A 21315-nucleotide genomic window follows, 5' to 3' on the forward strand; every position below is an offset into this window, starting at 1 on the left:
ACTCACTTCGGTACCTCGATAAGCTGAAAATTCGCCGTTGGCATCACGCCGTCTCCAACTTCGGTCGATCCCGGCACAATCCGGGTATTCAGAACCGGGTCTTTGAACCGGACCGTTGCGCCATTTGCGATGTAAGACGGTACCGGAGGATCGACCGGAAGCGTAATTGTCGCCCCTGCTGTTGCATTGGCAGTTACCCGATGCAGGCTGTGATAATCACCGGTCGTAAGCGAGATCAAATCGCCCTTTGTCATCGCCAGCCCCACCGTTACGCCTCCGATCAGCAGCGTTTTCCCATTCGTCACTGATGTAAGCGAACCATTGTCAGCCGGAACGGGGCTATTCGGATTGCTCCAGTAGGCACGAGGAAGCGATTGCTTGCCGAGAACCGTGTAAACAATCGTCTCCATGCCGTTCTGAGCTTGTGCAAGCCAGCCCTCGAACTCGGCCAAGTCCTCATCATACATTGGCTGGGTTTCAATATTGACCGTCCACCACTCATCACCGTTCTGAATCATTGATATGGCGCGTTCGCCATACCGAGACATCGATATCGGCTTATTCAGACGTGGACGGCCAGCCTGATATTGAATGAAGTCAGGGAGGCTGATACTCATTTCGCATAGCCTCTCTGGTTCACCTGAAGCAGATCACGAGCGGCACGAACGGCGCCGCCCTTGTCGTATTTCTGAATACCGGCCTTGAAGGTCTTCGCAGAACCGTCTTCAACTTCGCTTTTGATATAGTTCTGGAAGTTTCCGTCATTCACGAAACGGGTTTCCGTGATGATACGAACAGTCTGCTGACCGCCGCTAACAGCAGCCTCTCGAACACTCGGCAAGGCGGAGCGAGACGGCATAGAGACGACATTCCCGTCGACCGGACCGCCATAGGCAAAACCGCGCAACTTGTTATCGTTCATCGCCTGCAACCACGGCCCGAATGCCTTGGTTGCTTGCGCATTCATGACGAACTCACCATTCGACAACCAAGCAGGAATGCTGTCAGAGGTCGCAGAGCCGGGACCGGATACGTAGCCGCCACTTGCAAGCCGCAGGCCTGACCAAGGGTCTGCCGATTTACCGCCGAACAACCCGCCTAAGAGGCTGCCAAAACCACTTCCGCCGAAGAGCGAATCTATCCCGCTATCGATCAGAGCATCCGCAATCTTGGTGATTGCATTTACCGCAGCGTCGGCAAGTGAACCCCACCAGCCTCGGCCATTGGCAAGACCGTTCGCCATATCGGAGAAGAAACCCTTCGTCGTATCCTTGGCGAAGTTGATCGCATCCTGTGCCTTCTGGATTGCTGATTCCAGCCCCGCCATGGTTTCGGCAAGCATCTTTATATAGTCCGCCTGCTTCGGCGTGAGCTCGATACCATGCTGTTGCGCTTGGTTGAGCATATCCTGCTCGTACCGAAGCGCATTGGCTGCTTCCTCGGTCATGCCAAGTGCCTGCTGTTCGACCAGAAGTGTCGCTATCCGCCGATCAGCACCGTCAATGATGTCCTGATAGTATTCGGCGTCGGTCTTTCCGTGACGGCCTTTCTTGCCCTTCTTTTTCTTTTCGTCGACATCGGTAAGGCCCTTGGCAAGCCCTCTCAGCTTGTCCGCTGCGGCAGATGCTCCACTTTCGATAGCGGAATACATGTTGCCGACGTAATCTGTGTTCTGGGCATCACTGAATGCTGCGGTCACTTTTGCGACGGCATCGTAAGTCGGGCCCGACACCTTTGGGCCCTTTTGAGGCGGGAACAATTTGTTCGGGTTACCAAGGTCGGGCAGTGTTATATTAAACCACTCGCCAATAGACTTCAGGCCCATGTTGACTTCGAGCACCATTTGACGAAGGCCCCATCGGATTTGTTCCATTAGATTGTGCATAGCCAACGCGCCAATCTCATTCATGACATCTGGGAACTCATTCCAGATTATCTTCGCCGCGTTGAAGCCTCCGACGAATGCTCCAACGATCCAATTCACCGCGTTTTTGGCGTCTGCCACGATGTCCCGACCGAATATGTCTTTCAGTTCGTCCCGGAAAACATTCGCAGCTATCACAGCTGCCGCGAAGCCAAGCACGAGCGCAGTAGCCGGGTTAGCAAGTGCAAATGAAGCTGCCATTGCTATTGCGGCCACAGAGACACGGCCCATCCAAGCGATCAGATTTACCATGCCCGCGATGACGGACGGCGCATAGATCAACGCCAGCGCCGCTGCGGCAGTCGCTGCATATGGCGCGATCGCCTTGAGATTGTCGGCAAGGAGGACAAGCGCCTGTGCCGCCCTCTTTGGCCAATCAACCATTTGCAGGCCGGCAGCGGCCAAAGCGGTAAGGCCGATGGTTAAAATGCTGACCGGCGAGAGGACGGACATGAATGCTGCGCCGAGCCCGCGTAACGGGTTTTCCATCATGCTGATAACCGCTGCCAGCTGAGTGCCCTGCTGCAAGCCGATCTGAAATGCGCCCATGCCCATCTGCGCAGAAACGGCGATGTCCTGAAACTGTGCCGCGATATTGGCTGTGTTGAACTTGCTCGCTGCCTTGATGTTGTCGTTTGCGGCAGCACTCGCCAGCCGAAGTGACAGTTGTGCTTGCCTTGCAGCGCCCGCAACGCGTTCCAGCCCAGCTTCGGCGTTGTTCGTTCCTGCCGCAAGCCGCGAAGCCGCTGACGCCGCGCCCGAACTGGTTGAGGAAAATCCGTTTACCGCCGCTTCAGCCCGCTTAGCCGCACCGGAAATCTTATCGAGCGAACGAGTGCCTTTCTCGACCTGATCGCTGCGGACTTCCAAGCCGAGAGTAGCAATGTCAGCCATGTTGCGTTCCTTTCTGGCGAAAGCTATCGTCCTCGCCACCTAAAAGGAGACGGGGCATGAACTATCTATTTCTCGGGGTTATTATTTTCGGCGTTTCTGCTGGGGTAGCCTCGGCTGAAACGTTGTCGGAACAAGCTCAAAAATGCTGGAACCCGCCACCGTTTTCAGCTGATGCGGATACTGATGCCGAGTTTGATGTACTCTTGACCGCAAGCGGTGCCGTCAAGGACATCACCGTAACGACATATAAGCCCCACAACGACTTGGGTAAGGAAGCCGTCAAGTCGGCTTCTAAAGCAATCGAGATGTGCTCGCCTTACAAAGGTGGGGCTGAAGGAATTAATAAATTTCGGATGACTATAAATGAAGACGGGGCAGCTATTAACCCGTTCAAATAAAAAGGGGAGTCGAAGCCCTTTTTTGATTTTCCAGGCGTAACCGCTGGCAGACGCCCCCAAAAAGAGATTCATCAGCGAAACGATTAGTGTTCAAAGAAGGAAGCCTGATGTCTGGACTAGTAGAAGAGATACAACGAGACGCGCTCAATCCCCGCGTTCCCGTTTCCACTATACTGCGCAAAGTTAAACTGGCTGCTGCTAAGCTTAAACTCGGAAGCGTTGAAAACTGGGTTGAACAGGAATTGAATGGATACACGGGTGGTAACGTTCCAGACTATCGAATACTGGTTGGTAAACCACAGGCATTCAATCCATATAACGGTTGGATACCAATCATTCTAGCAACTGATAAACTAAATCGACAACTATCGACCGTAAATGCGAGACAATCGATCTCTTCTCTCGAAGAACTTGTTTCTCGAAGCGACGCAGGCTTTGTTGAAATGCCGTTGGGACCAGAGCTAATTCGAACGCTGAATGCTAATATGGATGTGGAATTCGGGCGCATGTCCATCCATCTTTCCGTTATTCAGATTCAAGAGATTATCGATAGAGTTAGGAACGCTGCCCTTGATTGGGCAACGGAGCTTGAGAAGGCAGGCATCGTTGGAGAGGGGGTCAGCTTCGACCAATCTGAAAAATCAAAAGCCGCCTCACCCTCAGTCACCTACAATATCCATTCAATTGCTTCATTTAATGGCGTGATGGGCTCAGGCAACACAACCGGTGACATTTCGATGCTGTCCAGTTTTGATGTGCGCAAGGTTCTGGAACTAACGAGTCAAATAAAAACCGCCATCCCAGCGTTAAGGGATGCTGGTGCCGATATTGATCGTTTAAGGAATGCGATCGAGAATATCGAGGTAGAATCTAAGAAGTCCTCCCCTGAAACCAGTAAGTTGCGAAGCTTGCTAACGGACGCTCGAAGCGCTCTTGTTGGCGCAGCTGGCAATCTTACCGCAGAAGGTGCTCTGGCCGGCATTAAGGGTCTGCTTAGCCTCCTTGGCTAGTTTGAGTTTGCTATTTACATCTGAATGCGGCCCCGTAGTCGGCTCCCTTATGCGTTATAATCCCCAAAAGAGGGAAACCACATGAAAGCACTCGTGATCGCCGGTCTCGCCCTGTTCGTTCTTTCCGGTTGTGCAAGCAATCAATCATCGGATCAGGCAAACAAAGAATTCCGATGCCAACAGCTACTCAGCCGGGCTAACTATGCGGGCATACTTGAAGCTGAGCGGGCTCAGGCACAAGCTGAAGCGACACAATTAGGTTGTTATCTGTAGAGCACCAGCTCGACACCCTTCTGCGACTCGGCTTTGATGGGCTGAGCGGCAAAGGGGGCAATTAAATTGATCGCACGCGGGGCTTTTCTATCTCTACTCGTGTTGGCAGCTTCCCTATGGGTGGAAAACGGCCATAGTCAAGCCCAAGGCGATCCCAACGTACAAGGAGAAAATTCCGCACATTCCAATCCAAGCGATGTGTTTTCCATACCTGTACGGATTATTCCATCCCCAGCCGCCAACGAGAATGATGCCGCCGATGCAAAGACCCGCGAGGAAAGCAATCGTAGGGAAGACGAGAACCTTGCAATACAACGTTCCGTCGCAGACAGTTCCAAAGAAGTCGCTCATTATTCTTTCTTCCAAACTTGGATAGGCGCGATATCTCTCATTCTTTCATTTGCAACGGTTGCTGCGAGCGGGTTCGCCGCTTGGTTCGCGCTCGGAGCGGTGCGAGAGGCGCGACAGTCAACCCAAATTGCTCAGAAGGCACTTGCCGTCACAGAGCAAACTATGAAGAGTCAATTAAGAGCTTACGTTACAGTTTCGGCGTGCAAAACGCGTTATGTTCATCACGAGGATACCTCAAGCGAATTCCAGTTCATGATTATGCTCCGAAATCAGGGGCAGACGCCAGCAACTGACGTCAGGATGTGGTCAACTTGTCAGGCGGCATCGCAGTTCGATGAACGTTTTAGTGCGTACGACGGCAGCACCGGAGGTACGCGAGCGCCAATTGGGCCAACTGGAGAGATGAAAATTGAATATGGGACACTGCAACGACGCATTTCGCATTCAACTATCGACGAAATTCGAAAGGGCCTGACGACGTTATGGATCGATGGTCATGTTCAATATGATGATATCTTTGGTGAGACCCACACCACAAATTTCCGTTTCTATATAACCAATGCATCCACCGGAACGCCGGTACTGACGATCAGCGAACAAGGCAACGAAATCACATAGTTCGCCCTAACCCTTCCTCCTCTCGACTCCCGGTTGCGACTCACGGCATGTTACAGCCGTTAACAATGGGAGGCTTGGAATGATTGATTCTCATCCTTTATCAAATGGCGGTATCAGCATACAAATTGATGGCAAAAGCGAAGATTTGCCTGCGGACATTGCGAGCGCATTCATTTCGCAATTGCTACATAAAATGTCACAACAAGCCATCGAGAGCGGCGACGATGTGGCAGAAGGTGGAGCGATTCTCTACCCAACAGCGGCCGCCGTCGAATTTGACCGTGAAAGCGGCGAACCTCGGCTCAGACTGATGTTCGGGAAGGCCCTGTTTGTGATTTCTTTCCCTAAAGGGGAGATAAAAAAGATTGCCGACGTGATCAATCAGATGGTCGCATTGAAGCCCGCTTGACGAAATCTTGGAAGTCATCCTTGTAGGGATCGAACATAGGTATCTCATCAAGCATAGCCGCAATCTTGCTATCAGGCCCGTTAGCTTCGATTATCGACGCCTGATAGGATTTCGTGACATTTTCGGAAAAGGCGGCAATCTCATCGCGGAGTGCCGCCTTTTTCTTTTGTTCTGCCCCCTCACATTGCTCGTAATGGACTGTCACAAATTCATCGCTGATTTCGATTTCCTTCACCAACTCCCGGCGGGATACAGTCTGTGAAGTTTTGGGAATGCCGAAAATGAATGGCGCATGGAACGGTGCGGGGGCGAACTTATCCGCCTCGATCAAAATGCGGTTTGCATCGGTCATTGTGTTACCCTTTCTTCCGCTTAAACCCACGCAACAGCGATGCAACGCCATGACCGTCACTGGCTGGCGTTTCGTTCTTTAACTGGTCGCTGGATTTGGTTTTCTGGCCCGATCGTGTGACAGCAAGAATCGCGTTATCCAGTGAGCAGATCATCTCTATCTCCCACGTCAGCATGGCGATGCCATACAGGCGACAATACGCGTCAATATCGACGTAGGAAATAGGGTTAGCAGCCATGCCGACAGATCGCCTCGAATTGAGGTCGAGAAACCATTCCCAGACGTGCCGTAGCTCTTCGGGGAAATCGGGAAGCACAGCGGGACGACGAATGGCGAATACGGCCTCACCAAACGATATCAGGTCGTTGGCAAGGCCTTGATGAAAGCCAATTGGTTATCCGCTGTGGAATCGATCTGCTCAGCAATGAACCAGAGATCGGGGTTCGACAGCACGGAACGAACATTCTCCTTCGTGCATTCGATAGGCTTCCCGCCACGTTCGAACCCTTCCCAAGAAAGCACAGCAGCCACCATCACGTCGATTGCGCGCTCTTCGACTTCCTCAACGGTCTGGGTTTTCTTTGGGTTGCGCTTCTGGTCGCGGATATTGGCATTGGCCAGGCGCCGCTGAACATCACGGACGCGCTGCGACTGATACGACGCAACACGAACTTTCATGCCCAGCTTCTTGCCTGTGGTCGGGTGAACGATGTCCACCTCGAAACCTTCGTCAAATGCCTTCGCCGCGCCGTCAAATACTGACAGATCCATCTGTGAGTTTCCTGTTTATAAGTCTGTGGAGAAACGGTTGATAAGCTGTTGGTATTACGGCGTTCCGGCAGTGGCTTCTTCTTCAAACACAGCGGTTGTAATGCCGAGGTTGAAAGCCGTGGTAACCACATCATCAGCTTCGCCGTAGCTGTCCTTAGCGGACTGTACGAGCGCGTGAAAATAGAACTCGGTCGGGGTTCCGGTTTCATCTGGCGCATCGTTTGCGATGATACGGATTGCGTAAGCCAGGTTGGTCTTTTCAGCCGCCCTCAGCGCGATCTGACCTGCATCGAGCGGATCACGGCCACATACCAGGGCGAGAACGCCAGCATCACGAGCACCTTTAAGATGGCGCACACGGGCATCCGAAAGGCTGGTGAAAGTGACGTCGTTCGCCTCATCACCAAATTCGCCGAGGTTCTGGACTTCACCGACTGGAACGAACGTGAGTGCCTTATACGCCGTGATGATAGCGGCCTCATTGGCACCGGTTACGGGAGTTGCAGGCCCGATCGCAATCGTAGAGCCCGAAGCAGTTGTAATCCTGGGTCTTCTCCATATGAAAAAAGCCCCGGATCGGGGCTGTTAACGGCTCAGGCCGGATGAATGTTATGCGAAACAATCGTATGAGATCGTCACCGGCACTTGCCAGTGTGTCTCATCGCTGAACCCTTGCGTGATGTCGGGTGCCTTGGTGATGCGAACGGACAATCCGTCTTTCGGCAACTTTAGGTCAGTCGGGAAGTGTTCAGCAACCTTGCCTGCATTCTCCGTCGACTTAGTTGCCCCGCTGTTCAGAGGCAGGAACACATCAATCTGAAGAACTCCGCGCCGTTGATGAGGTTCAGTGGACCCGACGAACCGGCGTCGTGATGTGTTCGGGACATGCGTCACGCGCAGATATCCCGTAGCGGGCCGCTGGAACGCTATATTGGGCCAAGCGACCGGAAGCGCAGGACTAAGCACCAACGACGCCACACGCTCGAATAGAGCGTTTTCTATACTCTTCTCGATCGTCATGTCAGAGCTTGAGCCTTTGCTTCACTTCTTTGGCTTTGACGGCAACGATTTCCTCCCACCGCTGAGCGATGAGCGTTACCCACGGACGCGGGGCCGCACCTTTGGCACCGTAATGCACATAGGCCGCATAGTTCGCCGTGTAGCCGAGATAAATCGTGTCACCGATATCGGCGCTGCTGATCACCAGAATGACTTGTTGAAGGTCTGGCGGGACCGAAGCGCCCGGATTGTCTCGATACAGCCTTGGCATGGCTTCACGTGATGCCATCAGAGACGCTCGGAGAAACCCTGTTCGCCGGTAATTCTCAGACGACGGCTGGTCATAGACCATGTCGGCGAGAAGCTTATCCATCTGGCTTACGAGCTCTTGCGCGCTCTCTTTGAATACGACTTCTAGCGCGCCATCGACCTTAACGGCCCACTGCCCGACGGTTGCAGCAAAAGACTTGGCCATTATTCTACCAGTTGAGCGACGAAATCGATCTTGTATTCAGCGATGCACTTGCATCCGATCTTGTGGCGAACGGGAATACCTGGAGCATGCGGATACATGATCAAGGTCCCGTCAGGCGCAACGAATGGCTGGTCATATCTTACCTTCTGCCCACTCATTTCTTCGTGCTGAACACGCGGCTGCTTTTGACCCGGAGTATGCCTCCACGTCTTGGTGACGTTCTGTGCCGAGATATTCCCGCTCTCGATCTGCTGATTGAAAGCAAAGTCCTTGGCTGCGGCCATCGCATCGAATGTTTCGTTCAGAGCGATCGTGTCGGCACGAAGTTTCAGCAGACCTGCGCTGTACCGATTGACGATCTTCTCAACTACATCGGCCGACAACGGGGTTTGCTCCTTGAGCGCCTTCATCACCGTTCGGTCAAATCGCTTGTCTCTTCGACCTCGGGCCAGATAATTCTTTAACAGCGCCGTATCGCCGGAAAGGAGCTCATCACGAGCGCTCTGGACGAACTGAGCTTGTGCGGACGTCAGCCCGATAATGCCGCCTTCTCGCTTTCCGGTAGCTCGGTTGACAGGTCCAATGATGGCTTTGGCGGCCTTCGTCGGATTGTCGCCACGAGCCAGACTTTCCGTTAGCGCGGTGCGGATGCTTTCGACCTGATCGGCAACGATGCCTGAAACAAGGCTGGCGGAATGATCGCGTAGCCAGTTTTCAGCAACCACATTCCGAGCATCCCAACGAATGACAACTATGTGGCCTTCCGGGTCTTTCAGTGCCGGCATGTTCGAAACAGTATCGACCCCGCCCGCGTTGAATGCCTGTCGTAGCGCTTCTTCGAGCGGGTTGAATGCGGCCTCTTCGATGAACATCGCTTCAATGGCGCCAGAGATATCGCCCTTCTCCAGCCGTTCAACGATCCTGCGAAGCACAATGTTCGAACGGATATCATCCACAGCTGCCATGAATGCGGCGCGAAGGATGGGTTCGTATGTCGCGATAAGGGCTTCAAACCGTTCGCGGGGCGTGAGACGCTTGAGCATAGAGAGCTTTCCGTCTATCCAATCTGTGAAGCTGCGTAAAACTGGAGAGGCTTAAATGCTTCGTGGGTTGAACATTGCCGTGTTTAGTCTGTCTTTGTCGTTGCTTTCAGCCTGTGGCGGAAACAGCGAAGTCGCTTCTATGTCAGATACACCGGCTGACCCCACTCCGATCATTGGGAAATGGTGTGTGAACAACGGTAAAACGTTCACCATTTCACCTACGCAACTGAGATATCCCGACCTCGATTGTGACGTGATGAGCATTCACAACGTCAATGGAACATACACCCTTGCGCTCGTCTGCATTCGAGGCGGCGTCCAAGCCAGTGAAAACGCAACAATCACTTTTGTTGGTGAGACAATGCAACTAACATTCCTGTCCAAGGGAATGAAAACTATTATCGCCAATCGATGCGGCGAAGCTACTTCCGTGCCTGTAGCTCCCAGTACACCACAGTCCCTGCCGGGTTCAGTGGTTTCGCCTGAACAATTGAACTGACAACACCGCCGATGATGACCTTGTCGGTCGTCGTCGGTTGGATCGTCAGACCCTTGGTGGCAACGTAGACCTTCTTATCGGTCGACTTGATCAGTGTCCCGTCAATGTCTTTCTGGTCATAATCCAGCGCGACCAGAGTACACGGATAGTCGGTATCGCTTGTGCCGGGGTTCCACGGATCGCCAGATGTCTCAGTACGCCGGATAGCGCCAGTCTGGCCGAACTTGTCGATCAGACGGTTCGCCGTAGCTACCGAGCGCGCATAGTTAAACTTGGCCATAGAACAGCCTCAATTGTTGGGAGGTGGAGCGGCTACCGTGGCGTTACGGGTCTCAGCTTTCGCTTACTCCGATATCGGAACCCTGCCATTGATCGGTCTCTGATTTCTCATACGCCGCTCCACAAACTCAGAATATCATTGATACTACGCTTGGTCAGCCCACCGATTTCAGCCATAGGCAGGTAGCATCAAGATCGCGCAGATACGGCGCGAGCATGCCGTCAACTGTCGAGATTAAAGGCGTGAGGAATGCTGCCGTGCCATCGGATTGAGCATTCGCATACTGAACTTCAAGATCACCGACCTTCTCGCGGACAACCGCCGAAGAGGACGAACCGGTGTTGTTCAGGCTGCCGGGATTCACCGATTCCTCATAGGCGGCATAGAACGAGGCATAGATGACCGCCTGCGGGATTACGTCAGAAGGTATCGCCGTCCCTCTCAGTGACGCTCCTACGCGAGGCCACGCCCTTTCCTGATCGAATGTGGCGACACGGCCAATGAACCGGTCACCATATACAGCATCAATGTAGAGACTGCCGCGCTGACGTAGAACGGCAAGCGACGGCGCATCATTGGGCAATGTGTATCCGTTATCATCCAGCCATTGCTGGAACTGATCGTCTGTGCCGTAGCCTGCCATGTTCGTTATTCCGCCAATTTCGCGTCAATCAATTCCTGGAGCTTTGCATTGGAGACGTTTTTGGCGTACTCGATGCCAAGTTCATCCGCCTGCTTCTTCAGCTCTTCACGCTCACCCTGAGAAGGATTGGTGATTGCAGCCTTGTCGTCACCGTTGCCGGTAATGACTTCATATCGACCGGCCCAGCCCTTCGGCTCGTCCTTTACGGTCACTTCGGTACCGACCGGGATTTCACCCTTGGCGCCAAAGATGCCCGGCTTCGTGATTTTCACACGCATGCTCTGTTCCTTCCTGAAAGAGAAAGCCCGGCACTAAGGCCGGGCTGGTTCATCAGTTGACGACGGTGCTATAGAAAACGCCGGTCTTGCCGTTGTAATCGGCCCGGATTTCCAGACCCATCGCGCCCATGATGAGGAACTGATAATTGTCGGTCGGGTTCTGGCGAACTTTGGCGGTCGTATTCACAGCCATGCCGACAATCGGGCGAATAAACTCCGAGTTCGGAACAAAGCCGAAGAACTCGTTCCCGCTCAGCTCGTAAGTAACCGCGATCTTGTTGATACGGCGATTGGTGAGCAGATAGGAGAGCAGAGTGCCACCCTTGAACCCGGTCGAGCCCGAATAGTACTTGTCCAGATTGCGCCCGATTTCCGGCGAGACGTACAGATTGACCTTGCCGGTTATGAGGTTGTCATCGAGCATGGCGCCGAGCGTCTGGGTGATGAAGTCGTCAACATCATCAGAGCCCGCCGTCGTCAGGTCGATGTTCGCGCCGCCGGCTGCCGATCCAAGGTTGATGGCCTTGGAGAACGGCGAGGTACGAATACCGTAGCCCGAATACCCCTGCACAGTGATGGAAGCATCACCATCAAGGGCATACAGAGCCATATCCCGACGGATCTTGGCGGTATGTGCTTCCTGATCGTCCGACAGCGCGTCGAAGTTCTCAGACTGGAGCGTGTTCCATTCCCGCCATTCGCGACCATACGCGGTCGAGAAGATCGGGACCGGCGTACCGCGATAGTCATAGGTGACCTTGTCCAGAGGAACAGGCACCTGACCGGACAGCGAGCGGACAACCGTACCGGCATCAGACGACACACGGTTCAGGTGAACGAGCTTACCAATGTTGACGGCCTTCGCGAGCGGCATCAGATCGGCCATGTAGACCTGACCTTCGTCGTTTCGCATGACACGGCGGGTAATTCCGTCGAGCTCGAGCCAGGCATCACGCGGCAGAACTGCAGCCTGATTGCGCACAGCGGCAAGCTGATCCTCGGAATTGTGGAACCATTCACGGTCCGCCGAGACCTCATCCCACCAACCGGCGTGAATACGCGAGCTGTTGAGAAGCTGGGAGGAGAAGTAACGCATGTGGTGTAACTCCCTTATGCCGCAGCCAGATGGCCCTTGGCTGCGCGTACACGCACAAGCTGGTCCGATCCGGTCGTGTTGTTGAAAGCCTCTTCAGCGATCGCAATGATGCGCGTGTCAGCGGCGGCGATGATGAAACGACCAGTGGCGTTCGTGGTGAGCTTGGCGCCCTTGGCAACATTGGTGCCAGTCGGTACGCGGACGTTGAAGAACTGCTCATCAAGCATTTCCATGCCGATCATGCGATCATTGGCAGCCCAGGCATCGTCCACGCCCTTGAGGACAAGGTAATTGTCCTGAGCGATAAACACCTTTTCATTGGTCGAAGCGCCAGCAATGGCAAAGCCGCCAGTGCCGTTCAGCACCACGGCCAGGCCCGGAAGAGTTGCAGCGGCTGCAATGCCTTCCTGCACCTGCGGAGTGGCCTCAGTGAACGGGCCGGCGAAAATCTTGTTATAGCGGGCCATTGGATTATTCTCCTTCTGGAACCTTGAAGCCTGGCTTATCGCTCGTCGGCTTGAATGCACCGTTCAGAGCAGCTGCGCGGCCTGGTTCAGCCTTCGGAGCCAATTCCTTGAGAGCATCGATCGACAGCGTGTTAGCAACTGCTTCGGTGAGAAGATTGGCCTTCACAACCTTCTCGACCAGGTCAGACTTCTCGGCGTTTTCCTTGGCCTTCTGGTTCGCGACCATTTCATTTTGTGCATCGACCAGAGGCTTCACAGCGTTCGCCACTGCGGTGCCAATGGTTTCGCCGATCTTGGCAAATCCGTCCGAGAGGGTTTTGACCTCATCGGAAAGCGCCTTGAACTGCTCGTCAGAGACAGACATGTCGTCTTCCTTTCGATTGGTTGAGGGAACCCGCTCGGACAGGCCAACGGCCTCCATAATCGCGGACTTCATTCGCTCCAGAACAGACGCCTTGGAGCGCCGTTCCAAAGCTCGGGCGAGGCTATCCACCGCCCAATCCATTTCGCGGTCAGCATCCTCGATAAAGGAGTTGATGACCTCGACTTCCTGCTTTTCACCCTTGGCATTGACCAGCATGCCCACGCCCTGCTCAGGCGTTGCCGCTCCCAGCTCATCCAGAAGGATGGCGTCATGATCAAACTCAAGGGCTCGAGCGATATGCTTGTAGTTCACGTCACCGTTTGCGGCTTCCAGAAGGGCAAGGAGACCGGTTGACGTATGAATGGGCCCGCCATTGTCGATGGCTTCCAGAACCCGCTTCCCGCCGTCTGATCGGCTTGCTGTCTCAACATCGATTACCTTGTCGAGGAACACACGACCATTCTCACGGCGCACGTTCTCATTCCATGCGCCGATCCAGCCGAGATTGATCCCTTCCGGGTCTCGGGCGGAGACAAATGCACCATTGATCGTTGGATGGCCGAGCGGTGCCGGGGTTCGTTCCAGACTGGCAAAGCTCTTTTCGATTTCGTCAGCCGGGTACATGATGTCGTTCATCACGATGTCATCGGGAAGAGTGGCAGATGGGACGATAACCACGTCTCGCCCGTTTCTCTTCTCGCGTCGGATCGCACCAGCGTTAGCCAGTGATCGGATATTCACCCGAACGGTTTTCATTGGTTATTCCTCGTTTGCGGGATCGTCTGGCAGGCCAGCAGCGGCGGTCAAATCGTCGTCATCATCTTCACGGTATCGCTGATCGTCCGTGAGAGGTTCCTTGCCGACGACTTCACGCATCTCATCAGCAGTGAACACCAACTCATTGGATGCGCTCATCTTCTGGTTGGTATCAGCCATCTTGGCTACGCGGTCGATCTTCTCGGCCATGGACGTTTCAGTCAGGTCGGCCCAATCCAGATACCAGTCCTTTTCCGGCAATATGCGGAATCGTTCCAGCCGGTTGACGAAGTCCATAATGTTCGGGCGAACTGTGTTGGTCCGGCGAGACATGTTTGTCTTGGCCCACTCGTCAGCATCTTCCGTGCTGGCTCGCTCGCCTGTCTGTGAACCGACAAGGATCTTGACCGGTATCGAGATGGAAGCTGCGAACGCCTGAAGGGCGATGGCAAAGAAGTGTTCCGGGCTTGGCAGTGTGACGCCTAGTGTCTTGGCGGTCATGCCCTGCATCATCAGCAGCTTGTCAAAACCGCGCTGCCAGTCTTCGACCTGGTCATTCATTCGGTCTACGAGTTCATCGACCGGGACGCCCATGATCTTGGCCATCTCGTCAAGCTTGGCCTCGGCGTCGACTTCGAGCACGGGAGCTGACTTCGCGTTCTTCCAGAAGCCCTCGCCGCCTGCACCGCTTACCTTCTCCAAGGTGATCAGGTCATTGTAGCCAGGCTCAAGAAGTGAACGGCAATCCAGCGTTCCATCCCGCGACCAGACAATCACCCGGTCTGGATGAAGCATGAACTGACGGGGCTGGCGAGATTCCTCTCCAACGCTTGCCTCATTGAACTGGTACATTAGCGGCTGGCCGTAGGTATCGGACGTTTCATCCGTATCCCACCGCGAGACCTGCAACTGTCCTTCCCATGCCGGTATGACTTCAGCCAAGCCCTTAAGCCCACCAGGCACCGTATCAACCGGTTCCGAGAACTTCTTGTTGTCAGCGAGACGAAGGATCAGACCGGAGTACGACCCGACCAATGACCGGCGATCAGTCTCGGCAATGCGTGACCAGATGCGCAGGTCTTCGAACCGCTGACGAATATCGGCCTCGAGTGTGGTCTCCTCGGCTCTCTTACCCTCTGATCCGTCACGCTGCTTTTCCTGAAGGAATGGGTTGTCCTGCCATGTCTTCAGGATGGTCTTGTCAACTCCGGCAGCCGCGATGCCATTCCGCCGGTACATGCCGAACAGCATGTCGAACGTCAGGTTTTCAGGATATCCAAAGTCCGCGTAATGGTTGTGCTTGGCGGCGCTGAAGTAGCCCGGGAACATGACGTCGAGCCGACGCGCTGCGGCATTGGCCAAGGCTCGAATTGGGTTCATCGGTGCTTCTTTCTCAGGAACATCGCGACGTTCTTTTCGTCGCCAAGCATCAATTCAGTGATTGCCCATACAAGGGCGTCTGCACGGTCTGGCGATCCATCGCCCACGTAGCCGGAGGCCGTGAAGTTGCACATCTGGTCTTCAAGGTCGGGGAAAATGCCCACGTGATGTACTTTGCCTTGCTCGTACAAGGCGCTGATCGGCTCGGCTCGGACAGCCTTGCCGCGGCTGGCAACCACTTCCTTGAAGGCTGCCTTCTTATCGGCAGTCGCGACCGTGAAGCGCACCATGTCTCCACCGTAGTTCCGCTCTCCGACAATCCGGTCAGCTTCGAAACGGTGATATAGATCGACTGTGCGCCGTCCCCATCCTTCCGGCGACAACTGGCAAGTGCCGTCCTCGAGAATGTATGCGTGACCATCTACCCCACGACCTGCGACAACAATGCCGATGTCGTCGCCGCCGTCATCACCCCGCGTGCCAGAGGGGTCGACCGCGACCACAACTCGAACCAGTTGCGGCGCCTGTTTCATGCGCAGGCTGTCGATACCCGGCATAACTTTGCCGTCGGCAGCCGTTCGATCATCCAGAGCCCACAAGGCACCGTTGACTTCGCTTGCCCATTCGCCAGCTTCAAAACGTAACCGCTTTGCGGCCGACATCGAGGCCAGCACGTCAAAATACTCGGCTGGCAGATTATCGGCATTATCGGAAGGGTTTACTTTCATCTCGACGTAGTCGTCGGGATTAGGAAGAGCCTCTTTCGTGCCGGGCTTCATCTTTGCCCGGAATAGCTGAAAGCTCCAATGAAGCTTTGAAGGTGGGTTGCAGTCGAAATATGCCTTGAGCGCCAGATACAGACGCCCGGTGGCTTTTGCTATTTGAGCCGCGAGCTCACACTTCTGGGCCAGTCGGGACATCGCGGTTTCCACTGATGCCCAAGGAATCTGGCTGCTTTCGTTGAAATAAAGCGTTGCGTATTCCTGCCCAAGAATCTTCTCGACGCGCTCCTTGTCGTCCAGACCAGCAATCCACACCTGAGAACCGTTCGGCAGTTCGACATAGAAGTCAGTCTTGTCGAACCGCACTCGCAGCGATGGAAAGCAAAGCTTCAGAACCTTCGGCAGCGTGTCGGACCACACGGAAGTCTTGGCATGATTGAACCGGAAACGGAAAATGGCATGTCGAGAACCAGGCGCGTTGATTGCCCGCTGAATGATGGCACGGACAAGTACGAACGTCTTTCCAGATCGGGAGCCGCCGCGCAGCATGATATTGCGCGCAGGGCCAGCCAGTAGCCGGTTAGCCTGTCGTTGCTTCTCCGTCAGTTGAATTGCAGCCATGCCTCACAGTTCAGCGTCCTCTGGTGATACGGTTAGATTAATTGCGCCACTATGTTCATGTTTCTCGACCAACAGCCCATGCAGCTTTGCTTTGCCCATGATTGCGGATACGGCAGCAGACGCACCTTTCTCGTCCTTGAGGGCATGCAGTCTGGCTTCATCCAGTTCTTTTGTAAGGCTCTCGACCGTGACAAGCGTGCGCTCTGATGCCGCTGACTGCAATTCAGCTACCCTTACCGATACCTTACCGTTTGCCAGCAGCTCTGATGCCTTAACCCAGATACTCTCCGGCTTTGTCTTCTCACCCACATTATACGCTCGCCGGTATGCCTCAGAGGCATTTCCGGTTTCCACATAGGCGCGGGCAAAGGCCTCTTGTTTCGGCGTGAGACTCACGGTTGTATTCCTGATGGGTAAAGGGAGGATAGATTAATGATCGGAAAGCCCCTCATCACGGTTGGCATAGAGCAGGAAGGGCAATTCTGGCTTGTTGTAACTCTCAATGCAGATGGCATTCCTCGCCAAGAGCAACGGTGCAGAACGGAAGAAGAAGCTCGCGCGCGCATGGTCGAAGAGAGAGCACGGGTAGCTCCTCAAATCAGCCAGCAAACCTGAGCGTATGGTTAGCCAGATCGCAGATGACCTTGCCGTCATCGCTTCGCAGTATGCCCGCTGTGATCGACCCGATATTGGCTGAATAAACACCCATCGTTTCAGCGGTCATCCGAAACGTGCCTTTGGCGATCTCGGTCGGCTTCTCCGCCCTTGGCAGCGCCATTGCAGGAACGGCAGCAGCTACCGGAGCGAGGCCGAGGAAAGAAAGGAAGCGACGGCGGTTCATTTTTCACCTATTGTCGTTGGGCGAAGGAGATCGGCATGGACGAACGCGAACGAACATCTGACAGCAAAAAGCCGAAATACGTTTACGGGAAGCCGTTGACGTTCTTTGAAGCTGATCTGTTCGCTGTCATTTTCAAGTTCTGTCAGGCGCTCAAATCGGCCTTTGTAAAACGATAAATGCCGGTCTTGCTCACTTACGCCGCATTATGAGGGTGCATGCTCCCCGGAGCTGGGCTGGCCGCTCCAGCCACGAGTGAAAGCCTTGTTCCAAGCGGCCGGCTGTCTCAGTCAGACAATCCGCTCCCTAAGAATGGAACACGACGCCGTTGCTTGCAGTAAGCCTGCCCTCGATAATCTGGCGCTGGCGGCGAGCCACTTCGCGGGTGCCGTTGGGCTTGTACGTGCGGCCACCGAGGCGAATGCGCTTGCTTGTCGACCGGTGCCGGTGCGGTGCTGGCGCGGAAATATCCGGGAAAGGAGAAGCCACCGCTCCACCAAAGAACCCACGAACAGACGACAGCAGTGCTGCCGCCATGACACTGAAGCCAAAGCGCATATCGTTCTCCGATTGTTGAAATGAAAAACCCCACTCTATGGCGGGGTCGGAACTTCAACCAGAAATTAAGCTGTTCAATTCAAACTCGCCCGCATGGAGCAGGAAGATTTTCAAGCTAATTGGCGCGGGGCCAGACGATACCAGTTTGACCAGGAGTTTCGGATTAAGACCGAACTTCTAAAAGATCGTGATCGTACCTGGCTAGACCGTTTGCCCGTGCTTGGTTTTATATTGCTGGTTGCTGTTGCCAGTGCGGCAGCATTTGTTGCTATGTTGCTGCTTTCAGCGCCGCCGTTCTGATTTCAAGCCCCCATGTCTCGCGCTACCCGGATAAGTGGGGCGGTACTGCATGAGGGCGGATATGTGCGCTAGTCGGACCCTTTTCGGGCGAGGCTCTCACAACGTCTTTACGCCACCCTTAACCGACTACGGCTATCTTCGCTGGCCGTCAGCTACTTGCGAGTTTGCCGGATTAACATAACACCGCAATCCTCGCATTCTGTTGAGGCATTGCCTCGAAACTTATCGCCCCTGAAGCACTTTGACTATGTTCGGGGTGACCTGCCCACGTGAAGCAGCATTGATATCGGCATGTGTGAGGCGTCCGGACGCCATGCCATTCGTCAATCTGGTGCAGTACACCCTTGGGGCGGATGATACCGACGTATTCGCTATTTTCGCTATTCCTTGACGCGTCTTAAACGGCTTACTGCGTATTCTCTGCGTGCAAGTGCGGATGAAATCGCTCTTTACTGCCGGACTTCCCTTTAATGCTTGCTGCCCTGTCGCGTAGGTCGATGCGCTCACGCCGCAACCGGATAAGAAAATCCCCGCTATAATCGCCGGAATAAGTGCTTTCCCCATGTCCTCTCTCCTTTTAGAGAGAAGATTGGGGTAACCAAACGGGCTGGTCAATGAAAAATCAGCCCCGAAGCCAACACCACTTAGCCTAAATGCCTGCCCAAAATGATCGTAAGCCCTGCCACTAATGCGATCACCGCCAGATACACGAACTTAAACAAGGTTGGCATTGGCAGCTTGAGGCAAAGATACGCCACAGGCGCACAGATCAGTAATGTGAAGGCCGCTAAAAATGCGGTGAACATCGGCTCGCCTAAAACAACAAAGCGGCCCGAAGGCCGCTGAATTCTTATCAAGCCGCAATTTTGCACCCTGAAACTATGCGCAGAATATTCTGCTTCGCCCGATATTACAAGACATTCATGCGACTTTCTTTCGAGTTTGTGTGAAAAAATGTCGATGAAGTGCGTTACAGGCGAGACGAATATCCCCGATCATATGAGGAAAGTATTGGTCATTCTCCAGCATGAACTGCACGGCAGCGAAAAGGTTCGAGTTTTGCGTCTCTAGCTGTGCCTTTTCAATGACGCGGCGCGCATCGCTGTATGCCTGCTTTGCCCGAACAACCCATTTGGCATAGTCCTCCGGGTCATTGGCGCCGACTGTACCCGTTTGATCGTAATGCGCAGCCGGAGAGCATTCAGCCTTGCGCCGGTCGTTCAGAACTTCGCGATAGCGCTCGGCGGCGTCGTACTGGCTCGTGCTGATGCCTTCCGATTTGTCGCGCTTGTACGCCATATGAAGCCTACCCAAGTTGTCACTTGCTAGATCCGAAAGCGCTTCTGATGCTGTCATGCCGAAAATCCTCATCCTCGCAAGCTGGGCGACTTTAGCTGGCGGCTCCTTTGCCCTACTAATCTGACCAGAAGGCGTACGCAGAGCTCCCTCCTTCTTCGGCCTTCCGCGTTTCGCCTTGATCTTTGCCGCTTTAGTTTTCGCCATGTCTGTTCCTCGTTGACGTGGGTTATGCTGCTATCTCGATACCGAGAATTTCGTTTCTCGCCTGGTGCAGAAGTTTTTCAACTTCTGCCTCTGTCTTGTTCATCATCTGGGCAATCTCGACCGTATCCATTCCCTTGCGAAACAGCCGGTGCGCCTGAGAACGGCGGGAGTTTCCCATCAAGAACTTCTTCTGCGCCTGCAATCTCCTGATGAGAGACGGTGCATAGCCGTGATATTTGCCCATGGGATGCTCTGCTGCATCGTGCATCATGCTGCCCTCCAAAGCTTGTTGCTTTTATTTGGCGCGCATGCTCTCCCTCTAGACAAAGGGGCAAATCGGGGCTTGAAAGTATGTGGAAGTTCTCTCGTGATTTCTTGTATGTGGTACTCATCGCCGCAACCATAATTGTTGCGGTCTTTTTGCTCTACCGAGCTGGGTTCGTATTTGGTCGTGACGGTTTTTGCCCCACAACGGATGCAACAGGAGTGAGATGCCTTCGCGATTGGCTCGGCGCATTGAGCGGTTGGGCTGGCGCCGCTGGCGCTTTGGTTGCTGCAGGATGGACTATATCCCACTTGAGAAAGCAAATTTCCGATCAGAGGCGACAAACTGACTTTATTCTGGGCAACACCGATCCAAGTTTCGAGCTCTCTATTGATTCCGCGATCAGTGCTGGCATTTTGGTTCAAAACTTTAATCGCAGGCGTGTGGAGATTGTTTCGGTTACAAATCTCACACCATTTCAAGTAAAAATGTACTGGGACACCAATAAAGATATCGGTTATTTCAAACCGGGCGAGACGCGAACCGATTTTCCTGACCGACAGTTTGTTGACGGAAATATTCGACCAGATCACGCTCCGCCGTGCAAATTGATAAAGTTCAATGTAAAAGGTCCCCATCCTGAATCTGGGACATATAAATGGCAATTTGAATTCAAAGTTAAGTTTCGTAGTGAGCGTGGAACAACTCGAACTTACACTGTCGTGGACCACTTTCGAGTCTGATATCATCATGCTGCCCTCCCTACTTGCTTGAATGATCCGCTTGGCGCTGACTTGAGATTGTCGATGTTGAATTTGTGGCCGTTGGCTTCTGCCGCCGCCTTTAACCGAGCCATGCATGCTTCCGGGCTGACGTCATACTGATCGCGCTTGGCGTCATCCTTGGCGCCCTCTGCCTGCATCTGGGCTTTGATGGCTTGCCACTTGGCTGATGCGCGCTGGCGGCTTTCTGGCGTCCAGGTTGATTGCGAGCGCTCCCGCTGGCGCTTTTCTTCGCGCTGTTCCTTGAGGATTTCAGCTTCGCGGCGGTCGCGGGCCTCGGCCTCACGGATCGGTCGCATGACTTCATCGCACTGGAGGCGAAGTTCTGGTGGCTGCGGATAGAAAGTGTGACCGAGCGAACCGCGCATAATCGCTTTTGCTGCCGTCTGGATCGCGAACTTTGAAACGCCTTCCAACGCAACGTAGTAGCCGGCAATTTCCATTTG

32 protein-coding genes are annotated in these 21315 nt (G+C 54.1%); 9 read left to right on the forward strand and 23 right to left on the reverse strand.

Going from position 1 to position 21315, the window contains the following annotated elements; all coding sequences use genetic code 11:
- Positions 1–2: 2 nt before the first annotated feature.
- Positions 3–617 (reverse strand): hypothetical protein, encoded by a 615-nt coding sequence (locus tag F9K94_RS15225; RefSeq protein WP_151646619.1) that lies wholly within the window; start codon positions 615–617, stop codon positions 3–5.
- Positions 614–2818, reverse strand: a complete 2205-nt coding sequence (locus tag F9K94_RS15230; protein ID WP_151646621.1) for a phage tail tape-measure protein — start codon at positions 2816–2818, stop codon at positions 614–616. The genes F9K94_RS15225 and F9K94_RS15230 overlap by 4 nt, the downstream gene beginning before the upstream one ends.
- A gap of 56 nt (positions 2819–2874) precedes the next feature.
- Between F9K94_RS15230 and F9K94_RS15235 the strand changes: the two genes are divergently transcribed.
- The 5 genes from F9K94_RS15235 (at position 2875) to F9K94_RS15255 (ending at position 5877) form a co-directional block, all read left to right on the forward strand.
- Complete coding sequence (locus F9K94_RS15235) at positions 2875–3216, forward strand: hypothetical protein (protein WP_151646623.1); 342 nt, start codon at positions 2875–2877, stop codon at positions 3214–3216.
- Between the two features lie 107 nt (positions 3217–3323).
- A complete protein-coding gene (locus F9K94_RS15240; RefSeq protein ID WP_151646625.1) occupies positions 3324–4226 on the forward strand; it encodes an AbiTii domain-containing protein in 903 nt (300 codons plus the stop codon).
- 81 nt (positions 4227–4307) lie between these two features.
- Positions 4308–4499, forward strand: a complete 192-nt coding sequence (locus tag F9K94_RS15245) for a hypothetical protein (protein WP_151646627.1) — start codon at positions 4308–4310, stop codon at positions 4497–4499.
- A 66-nt stretch (positions 4500–4565) separates the two neighbouring features.
- Entirely contained in the window at positions 4566–5468 is a 903-nt protein-coding gene (locus tag F9K94_RS15250; protein ID WP_151646628.1) for a hypothetical protein, read from the forward strand.
- 79 nt (positions 5469–5547) lie between these two features.
- The gene (locus F9K94_RS15255; RefSeq protein ID WP_151646630.1) at positions 5548–5877 is read left to right on the forward strand and encodes a hypothetical protein; all 330 of its coding nucleotides are present in this window, start codon (positions 5548–5550) and stop codon (positions 5875–5877) included.
- Here the strand turns inward: F9K94_RS15255 and F9K94_RS15260 are convergent.
- The 16 genes from F9K94_RS15260 to F9K94_RS15335 form a co-directional block, all read right to left on the reverse strand.
- Positions 5846–6280, reverse strand: a complete 435-nt coding sequence (locus F9K94_RS15260) for a hypothetical protein (protein ID WP_192799512.1) — start codon at positions 6278–6280, stop codon at positions 5846–5848. The two genes, F9K94_RS15255 and F9K94_RS15260, sit on opposite strands and share 32 nt — an antisense overlap.
- Positions 6234–6545: a phage tail assembly chaperone gene (locus F9K94_RS15265; protein ID WP_456236760.1), complete on the reverse strand. Its 312-nt coding sequence runs from the start codon at positions 6543–6545 to the stop codon at positions 6234–6236. Before F9K94_RS15265 ends, F9K94_RS15260 begins: the two co-directional genes overlap by 47 nt.
- Before the next feature lie 41 nt (positions 6546–6586).
- Positions 6587–7000 carry a hypothetical protein gene (locus F9K94_RS15270; protein WP_151646648.1) on the reverse strand — a complete coding sequence of 138 codons (414 nt, stop codon included), beginning with the start codon at positions 6998–7000 and terminating at the stop codon, positions 6587–6589.
- Between the two features lie 54 nt (positions 7001–7054).
- On the reverse strand, positions 7055–7561 hold the full coding sequence (locus F9K94_RS15275; protein ID WP_151646650.1) for a phage tail tube protein: 507 nt from the start codon (positions 7559–7561) through the stop codon (positions 7055–7057).
- Positions 7562–7609: 48 nt separating this feature from the next.
- On the reverse strand, positions 7610–8020 hold the full coding sequence (locus F9K94_RS15280) for a DUF4128 domain-containing protein (protein ID WP_151646653.1): 411 nt from the start codon (positions 8018–8020) through the stop codon (positions 7610–7612).
- A gap of 1 nt (position 8021) precedes the next feature.
- Positions 8022–8474 carry an HK97 gp10 family phage protein gene (locus F9K94_RS15285; protein WP_151646655.1) on the reverse strand — a complete coding sequence of 151 codons (453 nt, stop codon included), beginning with the start codon at positions 8472–8474 and terminating at the stop codon, positions 8022–8024.
- Positions 8474–9517, reverse strand: coding sequence for a head morphogenesis protein (locus F9K94_RS15290; RefSeq protein ID WP_151646657.1), 1044 nt, complete (start codon positions 9515–9517; stop codon positions 8474–8476). Before F9K94_RS15290 ends, F9K94_RS15285 begins: the two co-directional genes overlap by 1 nt.
- Positions 9518–9939: 422 nt before the next feature.
- Complete coding sequence (locus F9K94_RS15295) at positions 9940–10296, reverse strand: hypothetical protein (protein ID WP_151646659.1); 357 nt, start codon at positions 10294–10296, stop codon at positions 9940–9942.
- 154 nt (positions 10297–10450) lie between these two features.
- Positions 10451–10939 (reverse strand): DnaT-like ssDNA-binding protein, encoded by a 489-nt coding sequence (locus F9K94_RS15300; protein ID WP_151646661.1) that lies wholly within the window; start codon positions 10937–10939, stop codon positions 10451–10453.
- A 5-nt stretch (positions 10940–10944) separates the two neighbouring features.
- Positions 10945–11217: a hypothetical protein gene (locus F9K94_RS15305; protein ID WP_151646663.1), complete on the reverse strand. Its 273-nt coding sequence runs from the start codon at positions 11215–11217 to the stop codon at positions 10945–10947.
- Positions 11218–11269: 52 nt separating this feature from the next.
- On the reverse strand, positions 11270–12313 hold the full coding sequence (locus F9K94_RS15310) for a major capsid protein (RefSeq protein WP_151646665.1): 1044 nt from the start codon (positions 12311–12313) through the stop codon (positions 11270–11272).
- A 14-nt stretch (positions 12314–12327) separates the two neighbouring features.
- The gene (locus F9K94_RS15315; RefSeq protein ID WP_151646667.1) at positions 12328–12780 is read right to left on the reverse strand and encodes a hypothetical protein; all 453 of its coding nucleotides are present in this window, start codon (positions 12778–12780) and stop codon (positions 12328–12330) included.
- Between the two features lie 4 nt (positions 12781–12784).
- Positions 12785–13900: a hypothetical protein gene (locus F9K94_RS15320; RefSeq protein ID WP_151646669.1), complete on the reverse strand. Its 1116-nt coding sequence runs from the start codon at positions 13898–13900 to the stop codon at positions 12785–12787.
- A 3-nt stretch (positions 13901–13903) separates the two neighbouring features.
- Positions 13904–15280, reverse strand: coding sequence for an anti-CBASS protein Acb1 family protein (locus tag F9K94_RS15325; protein WP_151646671.1), 1377 nt, complete (start codon positions 15278–15280; stop codon positions 13904–13906).
- Positions 15277–16623 (reverse strand): phage terminase large subunit, encoded by a 1347-nt coding sequence (locus F9K94_RS15330; RefSeq protein WP_151646673.1) that lies wholly within the window; start codon positions 16621–16623, stop codon positions 15277–15279. The genes F9K94_RS15325 and F9K94_RS15330 overlap by 4 nt, the downstream gene beginning before the upstream one ends.
- Before the next feature lie 3 nt (positions 16624–16626).
- Complete coding sequence (locus tag F9K94_RS15335) at positions 16627–17019, reverse strand: terminase small subunit (protein WP_151646675.1); 393 nt, start codon at positions 17017–17019, stop codon at positions 16627–16629.
- A 36-nt stretch (positions 17020–17055) separates the two neighbouring features.
- On the opposite strand from F9K94_RS15335, the gene F9K94_RS15340 reads away from it, so the two are divergent.
- Positions 17056–17238, forward strand: a complete 183-nt coding sequence (locus tag F9K94_RS15340; RefSeq protein WP_151646677.1) for a hypothetical protein — start codon at positions 17056–17058, stop codon at positions 17236–17238.
- Here the strand turns inward: F9K94_RS15340 and F9K94_RS15345 are convergent.
- On the reverse strand, positions 17222–17464 hold the full coding sequence (locus tag F9K94_RS15345) for a twin-arginine translocation signal domain-containing protein (protein WP_151646679.1): 243 nt from the start codon (positions 17462–17464) through the stop codon (positions 17222–17224). The genes F9K94_RS15340 and F9K94_RS15345 overlap by 17 nt on opposite strands.
- 35 nt (positions 17465–17499) lie before the next feature.
- On the opposite strand from F9K94_RS15345, the gene F9K94_RS24605 reads away from it, so the two are divergent.
- Positions 17500–17640, forward strand: a complete 141-nt coding sequence (locus F9K94_RS24605; RefSeq protein WP_210250255.1) for a hypothetical protein — start codon at positions 17500–17502, stop codon at positions 17638–17640.
- A 127-nt stretch (positions 17641–17767) separates the two neighbouring features.
- Here the strand turns inward: F9K94_RS24605 and F9K94_RS15350 are convergent, their stop codons facing one another.
- The gene (locus tag F9K94_RS15350) at positions 17768–18019 is read right to left on the reverse strand and encodes a hypothetical protein (protein ID WP_151646681.1); all 252 of its coding nucleotides are present in this window, start codon (positions 18017–18019) and stop codon (positions 17768–17770) included.
- Between the two features lie 93 nt (positions 18020–18112).
- Between F9K94_RS15350 and F9K94_RS15355 the strand changes: the two genes are divergently transcribed.
- Complete coding sequence (locus F9K94_RS15355) at positions 18113–18319, forward strand: hypothetical protein (RefSeq protein ID WP_151646684.1); 207 nt, start codon at positions 18113–18115, stop codon at positions 18317–18319.
- Between the two features lie 921 nt (positions 18320–19240).
- Here the strand turns inward: F9K94_RS15355 and F9K94_RS15360 are convergent.
- A complete protein-coding gene (locus F9K94_RS15360) occupies positions 19241–19822 on the reverse strand; it encodes a hypothetical protein (protein ID WP_151646686.1) in 582 nt (193 codons plus the stop codon).
- A 22-nt stretch (positions 19823–19844) separates the two neighbouring features.
- The gene (locus F9K94_RS15365; protein ID WP_151646688.1) at positions 19845–20093 is read right to left on the reverse strand and encodes a hypothetical protein; all 249 of its coding nucleotides are present in this window, start codon (positions 20091–20093) and stop codon (positions 19845–19847) included.
- Positions 20094–20173: 80 nt separating this feature from the next.
- Between F9K94_RS15365 and F9K94_RS15370 the strand changes: the two genes are divergently transcribed.
- Entirely contained in the window at positions 20174–20830 is a 657-nt protein-coding gene (locus F9K94_RS15370) for a hypothetical protein (RefSeq protein WP_151646690.1), read from the forward strand.
- Positions 20831–20835: 5 nt separating this feature from the next.
- Here the strand turns inward: F9K94_RS15370 and F9K94_RS15375 are convergent, their stop codons facing one another.
- Positions 20836–21312, reverse strand: coding sequence for a hypothetical protein (locus F9K94_RS15375; RefSeq protein ID WP_151646692.1), 477 nt, complete (start codon positions 21310–21312; stop codon positions 20836–20838).
- Positions 21313–21315: the final 3 nt, after the last annotated feature.

Origin of the sequence: Brucella tritici (assembly GCF_008932285.1) — a bacterium.
GTDB lineage: Bacteria > Pseudomonadota > Alphaproteobacteria > Rhizobiales > Rhizobiaceae > Brucella > Brucella tritici.